Origin of the sequence: Pseudoalteromonas sp. AOP7-A1-14 (genome assembly GCF_052376275.1) — a bacterium.
GTDB lineage: Bacteria > Pseudomonadota > Gammaproteobacteria > Enterobacterales > Alteromonadaceae > Pseudoalteromonas.
Window position 1 is genome coordinate 1 of record NZ_JBQSVO010000237.1, and the last position, 1,406, is coordinate 1,406.

1 protein-coding gene and 1 pseudogene are annotated in these 1,406 nt (G+C 41.0%); one reads left to right on the top strand and one right to left on the bottom strand.

The window, feature by feature from the left end:
- On the bottom strand, positions 1 to 299 hold a 299-nt coding region (locus ACT3RM_RS17835; RefSeq protein ID WP_444511512.1), incomplete at its 3' end, for a DNA-3-methyladenine glycosylase I.
- A gap of 128 nt (positions 300 to 427) precedes the next feature.
- On the opposite strand from ACT3RM_RS17835, the pseudogene ACT3RM_RS17840 reads away from it, so the two are divergent.
- Positions 428 to 1,406, top strand: a pseudogene (locus ACT3RM_RS17840) (IS110 family transposase); the annotation flags it as partial.

Below are 1,406 nucleotides of genomic sequence, written 5' to 3' on the forward strand. Positions count from 1 at the left end.
GTTGCGTTATTTATAGTGGCATTTATTTTTAATTTATTTCTGACTATACCGGTATCACCTAGCAATAATTTTATTTTATCTTCTGAATAATTCGCTATTTTTTCCGCATCAAAATTATCAAACGCTTTTAAGTAGCCATTCCTCTTTTGAAGAATCGTTGCCCAACTCAACCCTGATTGAGCACTTTCTAAAATAAGCATTTCAAAAAGTATCCTATCATCATAAACGGGTACACCCCATTCATCATCATGATACTGAGTTTCTAACGGGTTAGAGTTAGCCCATTCACATCTATTCATAACACCCTCTGGTTACACCTAGACATAATGACTCCCACACGGTGTTAGCCTCCGCTTTTCGTGGGTTAGCTTAATTCAAAGCCAGAGCCATAATTAGTTTGTCAAATAACTAAACAGCAGAGGCTAACATGAATAAACATACCATACTTTTTATTGGTCTTGATACACATAAAGAATTCAATGAAGTCGCCTATATTGAAGAACATAGAGGCGCTCATGTTCACCTTGGTCGAGTTTCATCTTCCAAAGTGGCCGTTCAAAAACTTGTTCGTCAGTTCGAATCGAAATACCCTGGCGCAACGCTACACTTTTTCTATGAAGCCGGTCCATGTGGTTATTGGATTTACAGATTAATTACCAGCCTCGGCCATTGCTATTATGTGGTTGCACCCTCTCTTATTCCTAAAAAGCCTGGTGAGAAGATTAAAACCGATAAACGTGATGCCCTTAAGCTTGCTAAATTACTTAAATCTGAGGATTTAACACCTATCTATGTTCCTGAGCCTGAAGATGAAGCTGTACGCGATTTATCTCGTGAACGCGAAGTGACAATGAAGGACTTAAAAGATGCTAAGTATCAATTAAAGGCGCTGCTGCTTCGCAATAATATTAATTACGAAGGCACTGCGAATTGGTCACAAAAGCATTTACATTGGCTCACTGAGCTTGTGCTGCCACACCCAGCACATCATCTTACAAGAGTTTTTACACACAATTACTGAACGAATAAGCCGACTTGAACGGCTAGACAATGAACTAACACATCACGTCCATCAATGGCGTTATTATCCCGCTGTTAAAGCAATACAAGCTATGCGTGGCGTTCGATTATTGGTCGCCACCGGCTTGTTGCTGAGCTTAGTGATTTATCTCGCTTCGACCATCCCCGTAAATTAATGAGTTATCTCGGTCTTGTACCCAGTGAACACTCGAGTGGTGGCAAGCGCCATATTGGCGCCATCACAAAATGCGGAAACGGCCGAGCAAGACGCCTTCTCGTCGAAGGCGCACACACTTATCGGTATGCAGCAAATATATCGACCGATATGCAAAAACGACAAGAAGGTTTACCAAAGGACATTATTGATATTGCGTGGAAGGCACAAC